Annotated in this window: 9 protein-coding genes; 1 reads left to right on the top strand and 8 read right to left on the bottom strand. The window is 58.2% G+C overall.

Annotation, left to right across the window (positions count from 1 at the left end; translation table 11 throughout):
* Positions 1-327: 327 nt before the first annotated feature.
* Positions 328-2511 (top strand): TonB-dependent siderophore receptor, encoded by a 2184-nt coding sequence (locus QCD60_RS14565; protein ID WP_279786484.1) that lies wholly within the window; start codon positions 328-330, stop codon positions 2509-2511.
* A gap of 203 nt (positions 2512-2714) precedes the next feature.
* Here QCD60_RS14565 and QCD60_RS14560 read toward each other — a convergent pair whose 3' ends face one another.
* The 8 genes from QCD60_RS14560 to QCD60_RS14525 all read right to left on the bottom strand — a co-directional run bounded on the left by QCD60_RS14560 (position 2715) and on the right by QCD60_RS14525 (position 23538).
* A complete protein-coding gene (locus QCD60_RS14560) occupies positions 2715-3224 on the bottom strand; it encodes a hypothetical protein (protein WP_279786482.1) in 510 nt (169 codons plus the stop codon).
* Positions 3225-3602: 378 nt separating this feature from the next.
* Entirely contained in the window at positions 3603-4073 is a 471-nt protein-coding gene (locus QCD60_RS14555) for a RidA family protein (protein WP_279786480.1), read from the bottom strand.
* A 545-nt stretch (positions 4074-4618) separates the two neighbouring features.
* Entirely contained in the window at positions 4619-4960 is a 342-nt protein-coding gene (locus tag QCD60_RS14550; protein ID WP_279786478.1) for a hypothetical protein, read from the bottom strand.
* A gap of 140 nt (positions 4961-5100) precedes the next feature.
* A complete protein-coding gene (locus QCD60_RS14545) occupies positions 5101-5466 on the bottom strand; it encodes a hypothetical protein (RefSeq protein ID WP_279786476.1) in 366 nt (121 codons plus the stop codon).
* A gap of 212 nt (positions 5467-5678) precedes the next feature.
* Entirely contained in the window at positions 5679-6194 is a 516-nt protein-coding gene (locus QCD60_RS14540) for a hypothetical protein (protein ID WP_279786474.1), read from the bottom strand.
* A gap of 267 nt (positions 6195-6461) precedes the next feature.
* Positions 6462-7133, bottom strand: a complete 672-nt coding sequence (locus tag QCD60_RS14535; protein ID WP_279786472.1) for an SMI1/KNR4 family protein — start codon at positions 7131-7133, stop codon at positions 6462-6464.
* A gap of 81 nt (positions 7134-7214) precedes the next feature.
* Entirely contained in the window at positions 7215-7619 is a 405-nt protein-coding gene (locus QCD60_RS14530) for a hypothetical protein (protein WP_279786469.1), read from the bottom strand.
* 232 nt (positions 7620-7851) lie between these two features.
* Positions 7852-23538: a non-ribosomal peptide synthase/polyketide synthase gene (locus QCD60_RS14525; RefSeq protein ID WP_279786467.1), complete on the bottom strand. Its 15687-nt coding sequence runs from the start codon at positions 23536-23538 to the stop codon at positions 7852-7854.
* Between the last annotated feature and the right edge of the window lie 304 nt (positions 23539-23842).

Raw genomic sequence — 23842 nt, 5'->3', positions numbered from 1 at the left:
GCTTTTTCGCCTGTTTCTTGTGCCCTCGGGGTATTTCCTTGTCTCGGCTGCCTCGATGACGTTTTTCAACAGCCTGCTAGACAGCAGCGACGATTCAGGCTGATGACCCTTCTCCCGTCAGGGGAGGGTCAGCTCTCTCAACAATGCGTCATCAAAATCCTAAATAATAACGATTTGTATTCGTCTCCTAATCTGTGGCGCCTTAACCGCTTTGCCGAACCCAGGCAGCAAGGGTTCAATTTCCCCAAAAATACAGTAACGACAGACCTGTTTTGGCGCCCCCCGACATGTTGAGCAACGTGATAACGCCTTATAGGACCTGACTCCATGAAATCAGCTGTACCCTTCACCGCCCTGAGGAAGACCCCTCTCAGTCTGGCCGTCACCCAAGCCCTGCTATTAAGCCTCGGCGTTACTGGCCATGCACTGGCTGCCAGCACTGGCGAAACCACGCTGGAGCTGCCGACGCTGGATGTCAGCTCGGAGGCACTGAAAGCACAGGGCGCTGCAGAGGACGGTTATAAAGTCGAGACAGCTACAGATATTGGCTTTTTAAAGAGTCGCGATATTAAAGACACGCCATACGCTGTTCATGTGATTTCAAAGGAAGTTATACAAAATACACAAGCATCTTCCACTGACGAGATTCTAGCCAAACAACCATCGGTCAATACTGTTGCACCAGATACCTCAAACTTTATCCAAAACTACAATGTCCGCGGTTTTGCACTGAACCCAGTATCTGGATCTTTTGCAATTGATGGATTAAGAACCATATTTTTCAAACGCGTCCCTACGCAAGACCTTGAAAGCATTGAATTGCTGAATGGCCTTTCTGGCTTTCTTTATGGCGCAGCTTTACCGGGCGGCTTTATTAATTTCCAGACAAAAAAACCCGTATACGATCCCATTGCCAATGTCACCGTAGGTAATTATGGCGGCAGTAATTACTATGCTCATACAGATCTTGGAGGGTCATTAAATCAATCAGATACGCTTGCCTATCGATTGAATATACTCACCCGAGATGGTGAGACGGCTATCGATGACAACAAGATTTCTGAAACTGATGTGAGTGGTGCACTTGAATGGAAAGTGACCGACAAAGTTAAACTGGAATTAGATGCCAGCCACTACAATAACCGTACTCAGGCAGGCACCGTCTTCTGGACGTATTATCCCGGGCTGGGCGCTACTGCACCCAATGCACCTGATACCAGTAAAAATTACGCACAGAAATGGATGACAGATAAAGTGGTCACAGATCGTGTTGCCAGTAAGGTAACCTGGGATTTGAATGACCACTTCACTATTCGTGGAGCAGTGTCTCATAAAGAAAGTGACCGTGATGAAGTATTAAATGTATATAACTACATCACCAGCAGCTCCGGCAGTTACTATCCTGTTCTTTCTTATGCTGGCCCTAGCACTGTTAAAGAAGATGCCTATTACCTCTATTTAGATTCAAAGTTTAATACTGGGGATATTGCACACACTATTACAACGGGTGTGTCAGGTGTAGAAAGTAAATGGTATCGCTCAAACAGTGGCAGTGTCATTCTCGGCACCTCCAGCACATCAAACCCAAGCTACTATTCGCTGCCATCTCTAAGCTACGACAATTCTCAGTATTTAGGGAACAAGTACAAATACGACAATATCTCGATTGGTGATCAGATTGAAATTAATGACCAATGGGAAGTACTCGCTGGCCTGACTCATACAACCATTGATACACAAACCTTTACCAGAACAGCCTCTAACCCTGGTTATGACAAAGAAGAAACCACACCCAGCATATCTGTGCTGTACAAGCCTGTTCCATGGTTAACAACCTATGCTAGCTACATGGAAGGTGTAGAAGCAGGCACAACCGTATCTGCTGCATACACTAACTATGGTGAAATCACGCCACCGATTGTCAGCGAACAATACGAAGTTGGAGTGAAAGCTGAACTAGGTGGCAGCTTAGTGTCATTGGCACTATTCAATATTGATAAACCCTATGAATATGGTCAGGCCGATACCGACAGCAGTGGCAACGCGACGGGCACCAGCACCTATAAACAGGATGGCCGTGAAGTACACAGAGGGATAGAGTTGACCACCGAGGGTAAAGTCACAGACAAACTGACCCTGATGGGTGGAATTACCTTACTGGATGCGAAAGTCAAAGAAGGCAGCGAGTCTCTCGAAGGTAAGAAACCTATAGCCGTGCCCGAAGTGATGGCCAAGCTTTACGGTGAATACGCTATCAGCGCCGTGCCCGGCCTGACAGCTACCGCCGGGGTCTACTACACCGGCACTCAATATGTCGATACCGCCAACAGCAATAAGCTGCCGTCTTACACCATCGGCGATATCGGTGCCCGTTATGAACTGACGCAGTTCAAAACGCCGGTCACCCTTCGTGTGAATGTGAAGAATGTCACCGACAAAGATTACTGGCTGAGCCCCTACTATCTGGGATCACCCCGTACTGTCGCCTTCTCCGCAGAAACCAAATTCTGATCGCGGTGATCTGATACAGACATCACGCTCAGTGGAAATAAAGAAAGGGCCGAACTGGCCCTTTCTTTTTATCGCGCGAATTGTAATACCTGTTGGTGTTTTTCAATTCTGATTCACGCTGAGAACCCATTCCCTAACGCTATATTTGATGGCAAATATATAGCGTCTTAACCTTCCGCTACCTGTAATTTTCGGGCAAGACATCAACAGCAAAGTTGGTATAGGTCTTTCTCAAAATCAGGGAATTCGCTCTTAGCTCTATTGATAATTTCACTTACACTCGCTTTATTTTCTGGAGCGTAACACTGCGCAAATTCAAGAAACTCTGGATTTTGCGGGCGCGCAATATCAGGGTAGCCTACCGCTTCACATGGACCGACGCCATTGGCAAAGAGCCAGACATAATCTTTGAAGCTCTGAGCTATAATGCCAAGCTCACCTTCAGACCCCATAAATACAATGGGCTGCTGAAGGATGTCACTGGTATTTCTCACACACCAAAATGCAGCGTAGCCACCCGTACCATCTTGTCCAAAGATGAGATATTCACGACCATCCAATGACTCATTTGCAGTCCAGGCTTTAATCCAATGGGCAGTTTCTTCTTCTGAGAAAAATGTGTCGAAAGGCTCAAAATCAATTCCTTCACCATTCGCATAATCTATCTCAATAGCGTGCATTTTCGCTAAAATATCAGGAAAAACTCTATCCATTTTTGACTCTCCGGCGATTTCAGGGACTTGGTTCAGACTATAAGATATTACTGTAAATCCATTCTTTTTTTAGGTTAGCGAACAATTCATCAGACGAGCAAATAATATCGATACCCCATGCTTCATCCAGGTTTATCTCTACGACGCCATGTTTCAGCCGGTAAGTAATATTCACATCAGCCAATGTGGCAGGCGAAGAAAGCCTTTCCTTACTTTCAATTAACCCATCAAACACCTATTCAATGATCTCACAGCACTTTGAAAAGGTACTCCAGTCATTTTCATGGAGTCTCAGACTCTTCTCAGATTTGTTTTCTATCAGCCTAATTTTGATTGTCCCCTGATTAGAATGGGTAGATGCCATGGGTACAAACACTGCTATTCCACCGAGGCAATCAGATCAATCTCAACAGTGGCATTTTTCGGCAGCTGAAACACACCAACCGAAGTGCGAGTATGCGCACCGGCCTGTCCCAGAATGGAAAACAGCAGTTCTGATGCGGCATCCGCTACCTCACTCTGCTGGGTAAAGTGCTCAGACGACTGGACATAGACATTGATTCGAAGAACAGACTTCACTTTCTCCAAAGAACCAAGCGAGTTCTTCAGAAGAGCGAGTGCTCGCATTGCACAAACTCTCGCCGCCAATTGTGCCTGAGCAAGCGAGACATCACCTCCAGCACGGCCTACAACCATCACGTGGTCACCAACACGGGGAATCTGGCCACTGACATATATCTGGTGCCCGTCGCGCACAACTGGCACGTAGTTACCCCCGATCTTGATCTCTCCATCAAACGAATAGCCAAGAGATGCTGCAGCATTCAAGAAATTAGCGTCACGTGTCATTTGTGCATTCCATACAAATCGAACGGCCCCCCAACGTTCAGCTAAAGGGGTACTAAAGCAGTAGCGCTGTTTTGGGGTAACACAGTGAAACTACCCCAAAATGGACCAGAGTAAATCTGAGCAACGTGTTATTTTTTCTTATCGCTTTGATTTTTCTTTAATTCCTGAATTTTCGGGCCCAAAAACTTTCTTTTGTTTCCGCATAAAAAACAAAAACATACACACGGTGTTTTTACACAAACACCTAACCTATTTGCAGAATCGCTGGCTGAGCCTGCCCAATATTTCTTACGTTTTTAAGCAATATTTCTCTATGATGGCGACGAACATCTCTTGCATACTTTTTCATTGAAATTGTCCCGAACAGACAGTGTTATTCGGGCGATCCCTCCTTCGAAGGGCCGCCTGAGCCTGTATCGGGAAACTTTTCTATAGCCCATAAAACTTATCCTTTTCCAACATAACGTCCACTCACCTGTGCATGCTGCCGAGACCATTTTTGTATAAACACGAAGTGCAGCAGTGTGTCAGAGTACTGTGACTTGTCATGTATTTAATAGTTTCTCGCCGTACCACACACCTTTGTATTCACTAACATCTATAAGAAAGCGATCGCCAGGAGGCAGCATTAAATATGCTTGAACTTTAGACAAATATTCAACTATGTGCTCGACATGTAATGGAGAAAAGAAATCGTCTTCTTTTCCAATTTCCTCTCCACACCAGATATACCAACCGCATGTACCTTTTTCTGGTTTGTGCCTGAGCCCATTTATCGGCCGTTTGCCAATGGTGCCAAGAACAATACCGGTCTTTGATCCACATTCGGGTTTATCCAGCGCTACACCCGCCCACTCACAGATGGTTTGTTCACGTTCAATTTTCATAGTGTATTAGTACATAACGTTCGTATTTGGGGCCATAGTGAAAATGAACAGAGGTGGATCGACAAGTATGTCGAGCTGTGAATATTGGCTGACACAGCACTATGGACAGCCTCACCAACGGAAGCGATTGCTGCGTCTCGTCAAACGATTGGCTCAGGCGCACCGCAGTATCTTGCTGAGTCATAGCCGTCACGTATTTGGTTTATTACGTTTTGTACTTGCCACTCAAGTTTATCTTGATTGCAACGATACTCATTTATTTTCCCAAACTCCGAAAATGTAGATCGATTGAAACCGTCTTCAATATCATTAAACCAGATGACTGTATTTCCTATTAATGCAACAACCCAGAAGCCATCACCTTCATTCCCGTAGGGTTCTTGACTCCATTTTTGAGGGCAAAGCTTTATCACTTCCCAAACTCTGCGTTGCTCTAAAGTCATTTGATCATATGACTCATTAATAGCATCCCAGATTTCGCCTTCGCTTGTTGGTTTCCAGTCCATATTTCTTCCACCTAACACCGCGATTAAAGGGCCGAAAAAGCGTAGCTTTTGCAGGCTCAGTGAGAAAAACGAGTATCTTTCAATACGTTGTTATGCATGCTCGTACTCCGACATTAATAACTCACGTTTAATATTCATGGTGCTCCTGATGTATAAAGTCTACAGCAGGGTTGGCACCGCGCAACGTGTGGTGATCCTGTGGCTTGTGATTGTTAACGATATATCTCGGACCATGCTATGGCCTCGTTTAATTGTTCTTCGATTTCTGTTTCGTCACTGTAGCTGATTAAGGCACCTAGCTTCAGAGCGCCTTTTGCAATTGCCAGTGCCCCGAGAATGGCGTGGACAGAGAGTTGATCTCTCGCTTCTCGAACGTCTTTTAAGGCTAAATCCAAAATAATGCACCAAGCGGAAAAATATGAAGGCTCCAGCCATTCAGGAAGTAACGGATTACTTTTCCGGTGCCTTTCTATTTCTATGGTTGAGGCAAGGGAATAAAAGTTCGATGCGGGAAACTGAACTTCCTGGTGAATGCGGACCAATTCTGGAATGGCTGCGTAAGATGCGCTGCCGACGTCGCCCTGATGGTGAAGCTCATTCCAAAGCTCATCCCAAGCTTTCTTTGAAGCAGGGTCTCGTTCGAGCATTTTTAATGCCGATACCGGGTTGTACAGCGTCTTATACCCACCGATAAGCTCATTCCATTTTTTATCTTCGTAACTGAGCATGGCTTTACCGTTAATACCTCAACAGACAGCGGAGAGTGAAGCGAACCCACTGCTTGGCCATTTAAAATGTGGACTGCGTGACCAAACAGGAACCCAGCTTGATGAATAGCAATACCGCACAGCGAATACAACTCCATAGCTTTGAGGCTTGGCTCATGCGCCGCTTTGGTCATTTTTGGGGAAGAAAAATGAATACGAATAGCGGAACAATAAGTACGCAAAGTCGCCCCCAAAGCCCAGCGTAACTAGTTCGACTGCACAATACTGTTAGAACATTAACCACTTTGTTAACCATGACCTTTTCTTATCTTTTTTTTCTTCAGTCCCTCGGAATAGTCGTGGAGGTTGTTCTAACCAGTCTATATACCAGTCTGAAAACGTCATTTTTTGATCATTTTTTACTAAGAACAAACTAGATACCCATTTCTTTTTAGCCTCCGGGTGTTCCTCCTGTGGCAGATTATTGAGAGAGGAGAGCTTAGGCATATTCTTTGATAAGGGGATATGATGCCCAACCCAATCAATATACTCCCAGACAAAACCACGCTCAGTCCCATTAAGTATTAGAAAGTCATCATTGGCACACCCATGCTGACATAATATCAACATCCCACATTCTTTTAGATGATCATCCTGTTCTTCATTTATTTCATCAGGACGGATAAATAACTCTTTAATCTCATCACCATTCCTCGCTAAGGCCTCTTCGATGGAATACAATCCATAGCCCGGTCCGGCTCCACCATTACTGATATTAAGAATAAAGTTTCGATAATCTTCGGGAAGAGTTATTCCATATTCCTCTTCAAGCTTTTCGAGTCTTGATTCGTTAATGGGAAGCCGTAGCTCATAGCGATGCCGTTGAACTCCGAAACCGATCAGTCCCGGGTCAAGCTTCTGCTTTTTTTGCAGTTTTTCTAGTACGAAGTTCTTATCCATATTCTGTACTAACGCTCCAGGTACAGGCGGGCAGAGCAGCGCGTAGCGAGTTCTGCCAGCAGCATTCTCCCCACAACCTACTCAGGGAATCTCAAACCGCTGCCGGTGACGATAAATTTTCACCAGACGATCATCAGCAAAGTCGAGTTTTATTGAATTACTAAAGGCAGCATTGCCTTCCAGCAGTACATCCCAATCATCATAGGATTGTATTTGTGGGAGGTTATCGGCACGGGCCTCAACGGCAAAGTGATCACCGGCCTTGCTGCCGGTGGTGACATAGACATAAGCGCTTTCATAGTCATGAGTAAGCGCCGTAAAGCGTTCCGCCGTCTGCTGTTTGCTTTCACCAATAACAAACCCATAGCCGGAGCCAGAAGTAATCTCTTTGTCGAGATAGGTCACCCAGAAGTACCCGAGTATCGCGGCCACACCTAACGCCATGGCCAATAACGCCCCACCAATCCATTTAAATCCTGCACGCATTGAATGTTCCTTTCCAAATCAGCGGCATGGCGCCGCCATTATCCGTTGTGATGCTGCGACTGGCGCAGGCGGATCGCAGGCTCTAGAGAAAGCCACAGGGCTGAGTAGGTCACTCACCCCGTTGTGGCCGATAAAAGTAGCCAATCTGCGGCTGCAAATAAATAGGGCACGGGAACGCCTCAACGCAAAGAGAGGCAGTGCGCCTCCCTTCGCCGTCACAGGCGTACAACGGTTATGCCAGCATTTCCTCCTCAGCCGACTCAGCCAGCAGCCCGGCAACGGTGGGCTTCTGCATCAGGTCACGCAGCTTGATGCTGACACTGATCGCCTCATTGCTGCGAATCTTGCTGATGACCTTCAGGCTCAGCAGCGAATCGCCCCCCAGCTCATAAAAGTTGTCGTGGCGGCCAACCCGCTCCACCCCCAGCACCTCGGCCCAGATCGCGGCCAGTGCCTGCTCGGCTGCACTGCGCGGCGCTTCGTAGGCTGTGCTGGCCGTCACCGTTGACGCCAGCACTGGCAGGGCATTGCGATCTACCTTGCCATTGGGCGTCAGGGGCAATGCTGCCAGCGCGATGATAGCCGCAGGCAGCATGTAATCCGGCAGGGTGCGCGCCAGCTGGGTTTTCAACCCGGCTTCACTGAACGCATGTTCTTCCCGCAGGACCACATAGGCCAGCAGACGCGGGCCACTGGTGGCCTGCTCGACGGTGACTACGGCATTGGCGATCTGTGGTTGTGCCAGCAGACAGGCTTCTATTTCACCCAGCTCGATACGGAAACCGCGGATTTTCACCTGATGATCCAGACGACCGAGATAATCCACCGCGCCATCCTCACGCCAGCGCACCAGATCACCGGTGCGGTACAGCCGCCCACCCTGTGCAGAGAACGGATCAGGCACAAAGCGCTCGGCGCTCAGGCCGGGGCGCTGGAAGTAGCCACGGGCCAGCTCACCGCCCAGATACAACTCCCCCGCCACGCCGATGGGCACTGGTTGCAGCTGCCCGTCCAGCACATAGGCCTGACGGTCCCCCACCGGCGAACCGATGGGCGCATAGGCGGTATCCATTTCCGTGCTGACATCGACCTTCCACAGTAATGGCGTGACCACGGTTTCGGTTGGCCCGTAACCGTTGATCAGGGTGCGTGGCCGGAGCGCCCGGCGCACCAGATCATAGCTGTCACGGGGTACCGCCTCACCGCCAAAGCAGTAGGTGGCTACCCCCGGCGCCTCACCCGTCGCCTCAGCCACTTCCGCCAGCTGGCGTAAATAAGCGGGCGGGAAGGCCACCGAGGTGACCCGCTGCTGTTTGAGCACAGCCAGCGTCTGCTCCGCAGTCCACAGCTGAGCATCACGAATCACCAGCTTGCCACCGCAGCTCAGGGTGGTCAGCCAGCGCTCATGGGCACCATCAAAGGCGAAAGACATAAAGTGCAGCTCGCAGGAGTGGGTATCCATACCATACAGGTCAGCAATGGCGGCACAGTGCCGGGCAATGCCGCCCTGCGTCACCGCCACGCCCTTGGGCTGGCCGGTAGAGCCGGAGGTATAGATCAGATACGCCAGCTGCTCGGGGTGAATCCTCAGCACGGGTTCTGTTTCCGCGGCGTTTCGCCAGTGTGGCTCATCCAGCCACAGCACCGCCTGTTGCCGGGACGGCTCCTCAGGCAGCAGGTGCGCCAGCGACGACTGACTGATCAGCAGACGGCAGCCACTGTCAGCCAGCATATAGGCCAGTCGCTCCGGCGGATGCGACGGGTCCAGCGGCACGTAGGCAGCGCCTGTTTTCATCACCGCCAGCAGCGCCACTGGTACTTGCAAACCGCGCTCCAGCAGCACCGCTACCCGCTGTTCTGCACCGATACCACGGGCCAGCAGGGTGTTAGCCAGCTGATTGGCCTGCCGGTTCAGCTCGGCATAACTGAGGCTGTCACGACCATCAGCGCTGCTTAAGGCAATAGCCTGCGGCTGGCGCTCTGCCCATGCCGCCAGTGTGTGCTGCAGCAACGGCGTCTGCCCATAGCGTGGCGGATTGATGCCGTAACGCTGCAACTGCCCGGCTTCCTGCTCCGGCAACAGTGTCACGTCTGCCACACAGGCCTCTGGACGGCTCAGCAGACCGTCGGCGATCTGCTCAATCAGGTGCCGCAGCTGCGCCTGCAGGCGGCGGACCACCGGCTCGGCAAAACACTCACGCTGCCAGATCATCTTGATGGTCAGCTGCTCGGCCAGATGCACCTCGATATCCATCGGATAGTGGGTGACGTCCACCGTGCTATGCAGGCTGAAACGCAGATCACCGGCGCTGCCCTGACGCAGGGCGGCATCCACCGGGTAGTTTTCAAATACCACGATGGAGTCGAACAGCGCCTGACCCGACTGCCCTGCCCAGCGCTGCACGTCGGCCAGCGGCGTGGTTTCATGCTCACGCAGGGCCAGATTGGTTGACTGCAACTGCTGCAGCCAGACCTGCAGCGGCTGCTGTGGCGCGCTGCCCGCCACCACCGGCAGGGTATTGATATACAGCCCCAGTGCCTGCTCGGCACCCGGCACCGCTGCCGGGCGCCCGGCTACTACCGAGCCAAATACCACCTGTGCCTTGCCGCTGTAGCTTTGCAGCAGGCGCACCCAGGCTGCCTGAATCAGGGTGTTGAGGGTGACACGACCGGCCCGCGCCGCCTGGCTGAACCTCTCCGTCTGCGCCCGGCTCCAGCTGTGCAGCAGCACACCATGGCCTGTCGCTGCGCTGTCAGGTGCAATGCTCTTCAGGGTGCTGGCCAGCAGGGTCGGGCCATCGAGCCGGGCCAGCTGAGCGCGCCACCATTGTTCACGCTGTGCCCGCACCGCAGGCTGATCGGCTTCTGCCAGCCAGCCCAGATAGTCGCCATACTGCGCCGCGACCGGGGCCAGCGGCTGACCACGGTAATGACGCAGCACTTCGCCGATCAGCAGGGCATTACTCCAGCCATCGGTAATCAGATGGTGCTGAGTCAGGATCATCTGATAGCGGCCCTGCCCCATCCCCACCAGCATCACTTTCACCAGCGGCGGGCAGCGCAGATCAAAGCCACGCTGCAGTTCCGCGGCAGCCAGATGCTCCAGCGCTTCGGCACTGGCATGCTCCTGCTCCACCACCGTCAGCGGCATGGTGACCTGCCGGGCAATCCATTGCAGCGGCTGGCCGTCCACCTCGATAAAGCCTGCACGCAGTGCCTCGTGGCGGTCCAGCACCGCCTGCCACGCCGCACGGAAACGCTCCACCTCCAGCCCGTCGATATTTACCCGGGTCTGAATCAGATAGGCCTGTTGCCCGGCATCACCGCTGTGCAGGCTGTGATAGCGCATGCCCTGCTGCATCGGTGACAGGGGGTACAGCTGCGTCAGCTGTACTGGCGTCAGTGGCAACTGATCCAGCTGCGCCTGACTGAGCCCGGCCAGCGGCACATCGCAGGGGGTCAGGCCGCGATGCGGCTCACGGCAATGTTCGATCAGCGTCAGTAACTCGCTACGGTAGGCCTCCATCACTGCTTCCATGGTGGCGCGCTGATGGCAGTCGGCGCTGAAGCTCCAGCTGCAGCGCAACTCGCCCTGATACACCTGTGCATTGATGGTCAGGCCGTGCAGCAGCGGCGAGTCAGCGGCCACTACCGCGCCGCTGGATTCGGCAGCCACCTGCCACAGGCTGTCATCTCCGAAGCTGTTGTCGAACTGGCCCAGATAGTTGAACACCACCTCGGCCCGTACAGCAGGCAGCAGCGGATTGAGCCGGGTCAGCAGCCCATAGCCGATACCGTTATGGGGAATACCGCGCAGCTGCTCCTTGGTCTGTTTGATGCGCTGGCTCAGCTCACCCTTCTGCAGCACCAGCGGATAGAGGCTGGTGAACCAGCCGACGGTACGGCTAAGATCCAGCGCCTCCAGGCCGGGCAGGGCTTCACGGCCATGGCCTTCCAGCTCGATACGCAGCTGGGGCTGACCGCTCCAGTCGCACAGCACCTGTGCCAGTGCGGCCAGCAGTAACTCATGGATGCGGGTGCGGTAAGCAGCACCGGCTTCCTTCAGCAGGCGCTGAGTCTGGGTCTGCTCCAGCGTAAAGCTGAGGCTCAGGCGCTGTGCCTCGGTGCGCTGCCCTGCGGGGTTATCCAGCGGGATAGCTGCACTGACCGCCTGCACCTGCTGCCAGTACGGCAGCTCGTTCATCACCCACGGGGAGCGGGCCAGCTCATGCAGTACACTCGCCCAGTGCTGCACACTGCAGGTCTTGTCTGGCAGTGACGGCTGCGTCGCCTGCTGCAGTGCCAGATAGCTGCGCTGCAGGTCTTCCAGCAGTACCCGCCACGACACGCCATCCACCACCAGATGGTGAATCACCAGCAGCAGCCGGCAGGGCTGTTCAGCCACGTCAAACAGTACCGCCCGCAGCAACGGCCCCTGCTGCAGGCTGAGGCTTTGCTGCGCCTCGGCACAGCGTTGCTCGATCTGCTGTTTGACCTCGGCCTCGCTGCCGTTGATCGCCACCCGCTGCAGCACGGGTTGCGCACTGACTGGCGCGTAATGCTGCTGCCAGCGGCCCTGCTCATCCTGCAGATACACCATGCGCAGCGCATCGTGATGACGCAGCAGTTGCTGCAACGCCAGCTCCAGCAGCGCCGCATCACAGGGCATCCGGCTTTGTAGCAGCAGCGCCTGATTCCAGTGCTGGCGCTGTGCCATCGGCAGACTGAAGAACAGCTGCTGGAACGGCAACAGCGGCACCTCATCAGCACTGATCACCGACGGGGCGGACGGCACAGCCGTCACCGCATGCAGTCGTTGTGTCACGGCGGCCACCGCCTGCAGGGTTTGCCGCTCGAACAGATCACGGGCACTCAGCTGCCAGCCTGCGCGCGCCGCCCGGGAGACAATCTGCAGACTGAGAATGGAATCGCCGCCCAGCTCGAAGAAGTTATCCAGCTGACCGACCCGCTCCACTTTCAGCACCTCACACCAGATCGCTGCCAGCTGCTGCCCGGCCTCGCTGTCTGCCGCCCGGAATTCTGCCTGTTGCAGGGTCGGGGCAGGCAACGCCTTGCGGTCGACCTTGCCGTTAGCACTCAGGGGCAGTTGCGCCAGCGCTACCCAGGCGGCCGGCAACATGTAGTCGGGCAGCTGCGCCGCCAGTGCCTGTTGCAGCTGTGCCTGTTCAGCCGTACCGGCCCAGTAGGCCACCAGCTGATCACCGGCAGGGCCGCGCAGGGCGACCACCACCGCATCACGGACGCCCGGCTGCGCCCGCAGCAGGCTGTCGATCTCGCCCAGTTCAATACGCAAACCACGCATTTTCACCTGATGATCAAGGCGGCCGAGGTATTCCAGCACCCCGTCCTCGCGCCAGCGCACCAGATCGCCGGTACGATACAGCCGCTCACCACGGGCCAGCGGATGCGGCACAAAGCGTTCGGCACTGAGATCAGGGCGCTGCACATACCCCCGGGCCAGCCCCGCGCCGCCCAGATACAGCTCACCGGCAATACCAACCGGCAGCGGGTTGAGGTCCGTATCCAGCACCCAGCAGCTGACGTTGGCAATGGGCGCACCGATGGGCACGCTGCCACGCCCGCTTTCCGCCCGGCACTGCCAGAAGGTGACATCAATGGCCGCTTCGGTCGGGCCATAGAGGTTATGCAGTTCGGCCTGCGGCAGGCGGCTCAGCACCTGCTGCTGGGTTTCCAGCGCCAGTGCCTCACCACTGCAGATAATGCGCTGCAGCGACGAGCACTGGCTGGCCGCCTCAAAGCCGATAAAGGCATTCAGCATGGACGGCACAAAATGCAGGGTGGTGATGTGCGCGGCGTTGATCACCGCCACCAGCTGCGCCGGATCACGATGGGCACCGGGTGCCGCCATCACCAGCCGGGCCCCGCTCAGCAGCGGCCAGAAGAATTCCCACACCGACACGTCAAAGCTGAACGGGGTCTTTTGCAGCACCGCATCCTCTGCACCCAGCTGATAGGCCTGCTGCATCCACCACAGGCGGTTGAACAGCGCCGCGTGGCTGTTACCCACGCCCTTGGGCCGTCCGGTGGAGCCGGAGGTATAGATCACATAGGCCAGCTGCTCAGGATGCACCGGCAGCGCCAGATTGCTGTCAGGCTCATCGCTAAGGCTCAGCTGATCCAGCGCCAGCAGTTCACAGCCCTGCAACGGCTCAGTCAGTGCCGCCAGCAGTTGCGACTGGCATAGCACCAGCTGCACACCGCTCTGCGTCGCCATATAACTCAGGCGCTCGGCGGGATAATCCGGGTCCAGTGGCACATAGGCCGCCCCGGCTTTTTGGATGGCCAGCAGGGCCACCACCAGCTCGATGGAACGCTCTGCCGCTACCCCCACCAGCGTATCGGCGGTGACGCCACGGCGGCGCAGATAATGAGCCAGCCGGTTGGCCTGCTGGTTCAGCCCGGCATAGCTCAGGCTGATCTCACCGGCCTGCAGGGCGATGCGCTGTGGCTGGGCAGCGGCCTGCTGTTCAAACAGCTGAAATACCGGCTGTGCGGCGGGGTAAGGTTGCGGATTCGTGCTCCACTGCTGCAGCTGGCTCTGCTCACCGGCGGCCAGCAGTGACAGACAACCCAGTGGCTGCCCTGCGGCCTGCTGTTGTGGCAACTGCTGCAGAATGGTCAGCAGATGGTCTGCCAGACGGGCTATCTGCACCTCGCTGAACTGGCTGCGCTGGTAACTGAAGGCCAGTTGCAGACAGTCGCTGCCCTGCACGATCAGCGTCAGTGGATAGTTGGTCTGTTCATGGATGGCGACCCGCTGCAGTTGCAGGCCATCCTGCCGGATCTGCCCCAGCGCCTGATCCACCGGGTAGTTCTCGAACACCACCAGGGTATCGAACAACGCCTGTCGCGCCGCACTGAACAACCGCTGCAACTGATACAGCGGCAGGTACTCATGCTCACGGGCGTCAAGGTTGTGCTGCTGCAGCTGGCGCAGCCAGTCACCGGCCTGCTGCTGCGGCTCAATGCGGCTGATCAGGGGCAGGGTATTGATGAACAGCCCCACCTGCTGCTCGATGCCGGGCAGCTGCGCCGGGCGTCCGGCCACGGTGGCACCGGCGCAGACACTGTGCTGACCACTGTAGCCCCTGAGCAAAAGCAGCCACGCACCCTGCACCAGCGTATTCAGGGTAATTTTCTGCTGCCGGGCAAACTGTTGCAGCGCCTCGGTTTGCCCGCTGTCGAGCTGCAGTTCATGCAGGCCATAGCCGCTCTCAGGCGTCACCGGACGGGCCAGAGCGGAGGCCAGCAGCGTCGGTTCTTGCAGCTGTGCCAGTTGCTGCTGCCACCACTGCAGGCTGCGCTGCGGATCCTGTTGCTGCAGCCAGCCGATATAGTCACGGTACTGTCCCTGCAGCACCGGCAGCTCGGCGCCCTCATAGGCCCGCAGCACTTCGGCCAGCAGCTGGCTGGTGCTCCAGCCGTCCAGCAGCAGGTGATGTACGGTCCAGATAAAGTGGTAATGCCCCTCGCCCAGTTGCAGCAGCGTCAGGCGCATCAGCGGCGGCGCAGTCAGATCAAAGCCCTGCTGCAGGATGGCAGCAGCTAACCCTTCTACCTCAGCAGCAGCGCACGGACGCACCTCAAACGGCAGCTCAACCGCACCAGCCACCCACTGCAACGCCTGCTCGCCCTCGGCACTGTCGAGACTGATAAAGCCGGTACGCAGTATGGCATGGCGCTCCATCACCTGCTGCCAGGCGGCACGGAAGGCATCCACATCGAGACCGCGCATCGCTACCTGCAGCTGATTGATATAAGCCGACGAGGCCGGGTCGTAGAGGCTGTGGAACAGCATGCCCTGCTGCATCGGCGACAGCGGATAGACATCCGTCAGCGCCGGGTAGCGTTGCCGCGCCTGCTCGTGCAAGGCAGCACTGACCAGCAGCCCCTGCTCACTGACGCGACTGTCTGCCACCTCCTGATCCGCAGGCCGGGCGACAGCCGCCAGTGCCATCAGGGTCTGGCTGGCAAACAGCTGTTTCGGGGTCAGCAGCCAGCCTGCCTGCCGGGCACGGGCGACAATCTGCAGACTGAGAATGGAGTCGCCGCCCAGCTCGAAGAAGTTATCGTCACGGCTGACCTGCTCCACCTTGAGCACCCCGGCCCAGATAGCCGCCAGTGCCTGCTCGGCATCGCCCTGCGGCGCGGCGAAATCGGCCCGCTGCAGTTCGGGGGCGGGCAGTGCCTTGCGGTCCACCTTACCGTTGGCGTTCAGCGGCAGCTGCGGCAGACACACCCAGGCGGCAGGCAGCATGTATTCCGGCAGCAACTCTGCCAGTGCATGCTGCAGCTGCGCCGCCGTTGCCTGCCCTGCCCAATAAGCCACCAGCTGATAACCTGCCGGGCCCCGGTGGGCTACCACCACGGCATCCTCCACGCCGGGCTGGGCACGCAGCTGGCTGTCGATCTCGCCCAGCTCAATGCGCAGACCGCGGATTTTCACCTGATGGTCGATACGGCCGAGGTATTCAATCACGCCATCATCGCGCCAGCGCACCAGATCACCGGTGCGGTACAGCCGCCCGCCGTCCACCGCAAAGGGATGCGGCACAAAGCGTTCAGCGGTCAGCCCCGGCTGCGCGGTATAGCCTTCCGCCAGACAGACGCCACCCAGATACAGCTCACCGGCGATACCCTGAGGCACTGCCCGCAGTTGCGGGTCAAGAATCCAGGTGTGGACGTTGGCGATGGGTGCACCGATGGGCACGCTGTGCTGGCCCGCCTCCTCCCGGCACTGCCACCAGCTCACTTCGATGGCGGCTTCGGTGGGCCCGTACAGGTTGAGCAGCTGCACCTGCGGCAAGCGGTTCAGCACCTGCTGCTGGGTTTCCAGTGCCAGCGCCTCGCCACTGCAGATAATTTTTTGCAGCGTGGCGCATTCACTCGCCTCGCGGTAGGCCATAAAGGCATTCAGCATGGAGGGCACAAAATGCACATGGCTGATCTGCTCGCGGCGGATCACATCGGCAATCTGTGCCGGGTCGCGATGAGCACCGGGCGCCGCCATCACCAGACGGGCGCCGGTCATCAGCGGCCAGAAGAACTCCCACACCGACACGTCAAAACTGTAGGGCGTTTTCTGCAGCAGGCTGTCGCCCGCCTGCAGTGGCCACTGCTGCTGAATCCAGTACAACCGGTTGTACAGCGAACGATGGCGGTTGCCCACGCCCTTGGGCCGCCCGGTGGAGCCGGAGGTGTAAATCACATAGGCCAGCTGATCGCCATGTAGCGGCAGGTCCGGGTTATGCTCGGGTGCACCATCGACCGCGGCCAGTGCTTCGGGCAGCAGACTGATCACTTCACCCTCAAAATCCGGCAGCTGCTGGCACAGGTGTGGCTGGCATAACACCAGCTGCACTCCGCTCTGGCCGATCATGTAGGCCAGTCGTTCGGCGGGGAAATCCGGGTCAAGCGGCACGTAGGCGGCACCGGCTTTCTGAATCGCCAGCAGACTGACCACCAGCTCCACGGAACGTTCGGCGGTAATCCCCACCACCCCGTGCTGACGGGCACCACGCTGCAACAGCTGATGGGCCAGCCGGTTAGCCTGCCGGTTCAGCTCGCCGTAACTGAGGTGCTGATCACCCACGGTCAGGGCAATGTGCTGTGGCTGGCGTGCCGCCTGCTGCTCGAACAGCCGGAATACCGGCACCGCCTCCGGGTAAGGCTGAGGGTCAGTGCTCCATTGCTGCAGACGGCTGAACTCTTCAGTCGCCAGCAGGCTGATCCGGGCCAGCGGCTGCTCTGCCTGCTGCAGTTGTTGCAGCAAGGTCAGCAGATGCGCGCCGATACGCTCAATCTGCACCTGACTGAAATGCTGGCACTGGTAGCCCAGCTCCAGACTCAGGCTCTCCTGCTGTGCATCCCCCACCAGCTGCACGATCAGGCTGAGGGCGTAGTGGGTACGTTCATGGCTGACCAGTCGCTGCAGTTGCAGGCCGTCTGGCTGCTGTGACAGCGCCTGCTCTGCCGGATAGTTCTCAAACACCACCAGGGTATCGAACAGCGCCTGCCCGGACTGACTGAACAGCCGCTGCAACCGCGACAGCGGCAGGTATTCATGCTCGCGCGCCTGCAGCTGCTGGTCTTGCAGACTGCGCAGCCAGTCGGCAGCACGCTGTTGCGGCAGCGGCACACTGACCAGCGGCAGGGTATTAATAAACAGACCAATCTGCTGTTCGATGCCGGTCAGTTCTGGGGGGCGACCGGCCACTGTTACGCCGGTACAGACACAGGACTGACCACAGTAACCCTGCAGCAACAGCAGCCAGGCGCCCTGCACCAGGGTATTGAGGGTAACTTTCTGCTGCCGGGCATAGTCCTGCAGCAGGCGGGTATCAGCAGCACTCAGCGCCAGCCGGTGCAGCCCATGGGACTCGCCCTGCGCCTCCGGCTGTGGCCGGGCCACGGCGCTGGCCAGATAGGTCGGCTCCTGCAGCTGCGCCAGCTGCTGGCGCCACCAGTCGAGGCTGCGCTGTTCGTCCTGCTGTTGCAGCCAGCGGATATAGTCGCGGAACTGCCCCTGCACCGGCGCCAGCGGCTGGCCCTGATAGCAGCGCAGCACTTCGGCCAGCAGCAGGCTGGTGCTCCAGCCATCCAGCAGCAGATGGTGCACGGTCCAGATCATGCGCCAGCGCTGCCCGTCACCCGCCGCAGGCTCTTCCACCAGCGACACCCGCATCAGTGGCGGGCAGGCCAGATCAAAGCCCTGCTGCAAATCTTCCGCGGCGACCTGTTCGGCATCACCACGTACCGAGCGGAACGGTACGTCCACCTGTTGAGCCAGCCATTGCAGCGGCTGCCCGGCCACCGTGATAAAACCGGCGCGCAGCCCGCCATGACGGGCCGCAACCTGATTCCAGGCCGCCTGAAAACGCGCCATATCGAGTGGCTGCTGCGTGCTGCTGCCGATCAGAATCTGCAGCTGGTTGATATAGGCCTGCCCGGCCTGCTGCTGATCACTCTGCTCAAAGCGGCTGTGGAACAGCAGCCCCTGCTGCATCGGTGACAACGGATACAGATCCGCCACCGCCGCCAGCGGCTGGCCGGTCAGCGCCGGTAGCTGCTGCAACTGGGCGGTGCTCAGCCCGGCCAGCGGTACATCGCTGGGGGTCAGCCCGGCAGCGCCGCTGCAGCAGTGATCGATCAGCTGGCGCAGCTCACCGGCGAAACCTTCAATCAGCCTGCTGATAGTGGCATCGTGATAGCGCTCGCGGCTGTAGCTCCAGTTCAGGGTCAGACAGCCCTGATAAATCTGGCCGTTGATGCTCAGCTCATGGGCCAGTGGCGAGTCAGGTGCCACACTGCGCCCGGCCCCTTCACGGGCCTGAGTCCACTGGCTCTGCACACTGACCTGATCTGCATCGCTGAACTGGCCTGAGTCACTGAACTGGCCTGAGTCACTGAACTGGCCTGAGTCACTGAACTGGCCTAAATAGTTGAACAGCACGCCGGCCTGCGGCAGGGCCGCCAGCACCTGCTGCTGTTCGGTGCTGCCGAGGTAACGCAATACGCCATAACCCAGCCCCTGCTGCGGTACCGCCCGCAGCTGCTCTTTAACCCGGCACAGCGCCTCACCCGGCTCACCCAGCGGCTGCAGCGCCTGTGGATAAAGACTGGTAAACCAGCCCAGACTGCGGCTCAGGTCCAGCTCCGCCGTGCCGGTCAGTTCGGCAACGGTAGCTGCTTCCCGGCCATGACCTTCCAGATCAATCAGCACGGTGTCGCTGCCCTGCCACTGACAGAGGGCACGGCCCAGCGCGGTCAGCAGCAGATCATTGATGCGGGTACGGTAGGCGGCTGGCGCCTCACTGAGCAGGCGCCGGGTATCGGACTCACCCAGCACAAAGCGTTGCTGCTGTTGCTGGGCCTGAGTAGCACGGCCATCGGCATGATCACAGGGCAGCGGCATGGCCGCAGCCGCCTGCTGCTGCCAGTAAGGCAGTTCGGCAGCCAGTGCGGACGACTGCACCAGCGTCTGCAGTGCCCGTCCCCATGCCTGCACACTGCTGCTGCGAGCCGGCAGCGACGGCGTGCGCTGCGGCTGTGCTTGCAGGGCCAGATAGAGTGACTGCAGGTCTTCCAGCAGCACCCGCCACGACACCCCGTCCACCAGCAGGTGATGAGCCACCAGCAACAGCCGCCAGCTGCAGTCTTCCACCGCAATCAGCACGGCCCGCCACAGCGGCCCCTGCTCAATATGCAGGCTGCGCTGGGCTTCATCGCAGATAGCGGCAATTTCCGCCTCGCTGCCCGCCCGGCACTGCCACAACGCGTCGCGGTCGGGCACGTCTTCCACTGCCTGATAGCGCTGCTGCCAGCCGCTGCCCTGCCGCTGATACCGCAGGCGCAGGGTGTCGTGATGCTGTTGCAGCAGGTCCAGCGCGCGGTTCAGCGTCCCGGCATCTATCGGCTCATCGCTGTGCAGCAGTACCGCCTGGTTCCAGTGATTAAAATGCGCCATCGGCAGGCTGAAGAACCACTGCTGTAACGGCAGAAGCGGTGTCTCGCCGGCATCCGGCATGCCGGCCTCCGCGGCCTGCTGTTCGCGGCGCCGGGCCACCTGTGCCAGCTCAGCCAGCGTCTGATGTTCGAACAGTTGACGCGGCGTCAGCTGCCAGCCCGCGCGGGCGGCACGGGAGACAATCTGCAAACTGAGGATGGAATCGCCCCCCAGCTCAAAAAAGTTCTGCTGGCGGCCAATGTCAGGCCGCTGCAATACCTGCTGCCAGATCAGTGCCAGCGTCTGCTCCGCCTCGCCCTGTGGCTGCTGCGCCTGCAGCAGCGGCTCTGCAGCAGGCAGCGTGATGACCGGCAGGGCATTGCGATCGACCTTGCCGTTGGCATTCAGTGGCAGTTGTGGCAGCGGCTGCCACAGGCTCGGCACCATATAATCCGGCAGCTGCGCGGCCAGCCGCGCTTTCAGCAGGGCCTGCGTGGTCTCATCACCCTGCTCGCCTCTGGCCACCCAGTACACGGCCAGACGCTTACCCTGAGTGCCCTGCTCTACCGCCACGACAACGGCCTGTTCGACTTCCGGCTGGGCGCGCAGCAGGGTTTCGATTTCCCCCAGCTCGATGCGGAAGCCGCGAATCTTCACCTGATGATCGACCCGGCCGAGGTAGTCGATATGGCCGTCACGACGCCAGCGCACCAGATCGCCACTGCGATACAGGCGCTCACCGCGGGTACTGAACGGGTTAGGGATGAAACGCTCGGCACTGATATCAGGACGGTGCAGATAACCGCGTGCCAGCCCGTGCTCGCCACCCAGATACAGTTCACCGGCCATGCCGACCGGCAGCGGATTCAGCTCGGCATCCAGCACATAGGCCTGACGCTCGCCCACCACCGATCCGATCGGCACATAGCTGGCATCGCATGGCTGCTGCGGCGTTACCCGCCACAACAGGGGGGTGACCACGGTTTCGGTGGGGCCATAGCCGTTGACCAGAAACTGCGGACGCAGTGCCCGTCGCACCTTATCAAAACTCTCCCGTGGCATGGCATCGCCACCGAAGCAGTAGGTGCGCACCGGCGGCGGGTTGCCGTCACGCTCGGCCCAGTCAGCCAGCTCACGGATAAACACCGGCGGGAAGGTGGCCTCGGTAATGCCGTACTGCCACAGCGCCTGATAGGTCTGCTCCACTGACCACAGCTCATCACCGCGCAGCACCACCTGACCGCCGTGGGTCAGGGCAGTCAGCCAGCGCTCATGGGCGCCGTCAAAGGAGAACGACATAAAGATCAGCTCGCGGCTGCTGTCGCTCATGCCATAGCGCTCACCGATGGCAGCACAGTGCATGGCAATACCGCCATGACTGACCAGCACGCCCTTGGGCTGACCGGTGGAGCCGGAGGTATAGATCACATAGGCCGCCTGCTCAGGGTGCCATGCCAGTGCGGGTGCCTGTTGCAGGCCATTGAGCCGGGCTTCGCTTTCCAGCTGGTGCAGATCCAGCCGCTGTACACCCGCCACCTCCGGCAGTGCGGCCTGCCGCTCACTCAGCACCCAGCCCATAGCGCTGTCGCTGATCATGTAACGCAGGCGCTCGGCGGGATAATGCAGATCCAGCGGCACATAGGCCGCCCCCGCACGCAGGATACCGAGGAAGGCCACCAGCAGATCGACACTGCGCGGCAGCGCCACGCCCACCCGTGTTTCCGGCCCGACGCCCTGAGTGGCCAGCACGGCGGCCAGGGCATCGGCACGGCGGTTCAGTTCACTGAAACTCAGCTGCCGCTGCCCGTCACGCACGGCAATAGCCTCGCCATTACGCTCGCCCCAGCGGGCAATGCGCTGCGGCACCAGCTCATCGTCGGGCTGCTGCAGCTGACCTGTACCCCACTTTTGCAACTGTTGCCACTGCGCATCCGTCAGCAGCGGCACCGTGGCCAGACGGCGGCGACCGTCACCCACCAGCGCCTGCAACAACTGCAGATAGTGGCCGGCCATATCGGCGATGGTCTCGGCGGCAAACAGCTCGCGGGCGTAGATCAGCGCCACCCGCAGGCTGCCGTCAGCACCTTCTTCACTGCTGCAGACCAGCTCGAACTGCGCCGCCCCGCGTTCTCCCTGCTCTGGCTGCAACTGCAGACCGGGCAGCTGCCAGCTGTGCTGGTTGCTCACGTCATGGCTGCGCAGATGGTTGAACATCACCTGAAACAGCGGGTTATGGCTTAGGCTGCGCGGCAGTTGCAGGCCATCCACCAGCGCCTCGAAGGGCAATTCCTGATGGGCCTGCGCCGCCAGTACAAACTGACGGCACTGACTGAGCAGATCATCGACCTTCATACCACTGTGAAACTGTGCAGGCATTACCTGCGAATTGACGAAGAAGCCGATCAGCTGCTGGGTTTCCGGGCGCTGGCGATTGGCTACCGGCACCCCGACCCGTACCTGCGACTGGCCGCTGTAGCGCTGCAGCAACCACTGGAAACCGGCCAGCAACAGCATAAAGGGCGTCATCCCCCGTTGCCGGGCGGTCTCCTGCAGCTGCTGCGCCAGGGCATCCGGCACCGCCACGCTCAGGGTATCCGCCTGATACTGCCCCTGCGGATGACGCGGATAGTCAGTGGGCAGTGCCAGCAGCGGATGCTCCTGCCCCAGCTGCTCGCGCCACCACTGCAGATGGCGCTCAGCCTCACCGGCCTCCAGCCAGAGCCGCTGCCAGCGGCTGTAATCGGCGTAGTCCACCTCAGGCGGTGTCAGCTCGTGATCCCGCCCTGTCGCCGGACCACAGCGACGGCGGTAACTGTCGCTGAAAGCAGCAATCAGCAGCGGCATGGAGGCATCGTCAGCGATGATATGGTGCATCACCAGCTGCAACAGATGGCGCTGCTCGCCGGTGCGATACAGACCGATGCGCAGCAAAGGCCCCTGCTGCAGGTCAAACGGTTCGGCCACCAGCGCGGCAGCCCGCTGTCTGGCCTGCTGCACAGCCTGCTCGGCATCTGCGGCGGCAGACAGGCAATCCACCTCTTCGTAGCGCGGGGCCAGCTCCGGCAGTACATACTGCAGCACCTGCCCCTCGTCATCGGCGCGAAACAGGGTGCGCAGCGACGGCTGCTGCTGGATCAGCTCGGCAAAGCTGTCCTGCAGCGCGGCCACATCCAGCTGCCCTTCCAGCGTAATACCTGCCTGCAGGTGATAGGCGTTGCTGTCTGGCTGCAACTGCCAGAGAAACCATTGCTGCTGCTGGGCAAACGACAGCGGCGTGCTGTCTTCCCCTTCCTCCTGCCGCGGGCGGGCCGGAATCGGCAACTGCTCAGGGCGAATCCCCTGCTCGGCCATCTTCTGCAGAAATACCCGACGCTGCTCCGGATTCAGTTCGGCAAAACGCTCAGCCAGACGACGCAGTTTGTTCAAATCCATGGATCACAGCCTCGGTATTTCTCGTCAGAAAAGGGGAAAAAGCCGCACAAAACGTACGGACAGCGCCGGCCCGCATACAGCAGACGCACCCAGAGAGGACGATGGATCAGGAGGGAAATTTAATGTTGGGCGGGGGTATGAAAGGGGCTGAACAGACGGTTCACCGCAGGCAGCAGATACATTTCTCGCCTTGCCGCGACAGGATTTACCACTAGAATCGGGCGGCGGTTTGAGCGGCGGGAAGCCGTGGAGATGTATCTTGCCTCACACCTGAGACATCCATGCAGCCAAAAGGAGATAAGGA

The organism is Pokkaliibacter sp. MBI-7 (assembly GCF_029846635.1).
GTDB lineage: Bacteria > Pseudomonadota > Gammaproteobacteria > Pseudomonadales > Balneatricaceae > Pokkaliibacter.
This window is presented reverse-complemented; position numbering and strand designations above follow the sequence as displayed.

Excerpts from the sequence above, each read along its gene's own strand:
- QCD60_RS14565 (WP_279786484.1), top strand. The coding sequence starts at position 328 with ATGAAATCAGCTGTACCCTTCACCGCCCTGAGGAAGACCCCTCTCAGT.
- QCD60_RS14560 (WP_279786482.1), bottom strand. The coding sequence starts at position 3,224 with ATGGATAGAGTTTTTCCTGATATTTTAGCGAAAATGCACGCTATTGAG.
- QCD60_RS14555 (WP_279786480.1), bottom strand. The coding sequence starts at position 4,073 with ATGACACGTGACGCTAATTTCTTGAATGCTGCAGCATCTCTTGGCTAT.
- QCD60_RS14550 (WP_279786478.1), bottom strand. The coding sequence starts at position 4,960 with ATGAAAATTGAACGTGAACAAACCATCTGTGAGTGGGCGGGTGTAGCG.
- QCD60_RS14545 (WP_279786476.1), bottom strand. The coding sequence starts at position 5,466 with ATGGACTGGAAACCAACAAGCGAAGGCGAAATCTGGGATGCTATTAAT.
- QCD60_RS14540 (WP_279786474.1), bottom strand. The coding sequence starts at position 6,194 with ATGCTCAGTTACGAAGATAAAAAATGGAATGAGCTTATCGGTGGGTAT.
- QCD60_RS14535 (WP_279786472.1), bottom strand. The coding sequence starts at position 7,133 with ATGGATAAGAACTTCGTACTAGAAAAACTGCAAAAAAAGCAGAAGCTT.
- QCD60_RS14530 (WP_279786469.1), bottom strand. The coding sequence starts at position 7,619 with ATGCGTGCAGGATTTAAATGGATTGGTGGGGCGTTATTGGCCATGGCG.
- QCD60_RS14525 (WP_279786467.1), bottom strand. The coding sequence starts at position 23,538 with ATGGATTTGAACAAACTGCGTCGTCTGGCTGAGCGTTTTGCCGAACTG.